General features: G+C 59.9%; 1 pseudogene. It reads right to left on the bottom strand.

Annotated features, from left to right (window positions below):
- Positions 1–303 (bottom strand): annotated as a pseudogene (locus EXE45_RS21560) (hypothetical protein); the annotation flags it as partial.
- Positions 304–496: the final 193 nt, after the last annotated feature.

The following is a 496-nucleotide window of genomic DNA, read 5'->3' as shown; positions in this document are numbered from 1 at the left end:
GTCGACGTCAATATCAAACCAGTATTCGATATCGCGAGCCGTCTTCTCGGCCACCCGCTCCGCAGTAAACCGTTCAGGGAGATTCGCAACCGATTCCGGGTCAGCATCCGACCGCTTGTAGAACAGTCCGAGCAGTCCGCCGTCGCGCTCGAACCCCGACGTGCTAAGCTTCTGTGAGTCGGTTAGCAGCGTGTTCTCGTGAAACGGGCTGAAGACCTGCTTCGGCATATAGTCCTCTGAATCGCCGTTCGCCCGCCAGTACCGGAGTAGCTTACACTCGACCGGGATCTCACCCGGAAGCACAATATCGCACCTTCCGGATCCGTTGGGATACGGCACCTCCTGTCGCGTGCCCTGGTACGTTTCGCTGTGGCGCTGTAGCTCGTCGACGAGCAGCCCACCTGCCGCGGTTCATCCTCCGAACCGATTCCGTCTCCGTACTGTCCCTTGGTGTTCGCGTCGACGGTCGGGATGACGCTCGCGATGTCGTCTGCTA

Origin of the sequence: Halorubrum sp. SP9 (assembly GCF_005435015.1) — an archaeon.
Lineage (GTDB): Archaea > Halobacteriota > Halobacteria > Halobacteriales > Haloferacaceae > Halorubrum > Halorubrum sodomense.
Note: the sequence above shows the minus strand (reverse complement) of the source record. Positions and strands in the feature narration are given on the sequence as shown.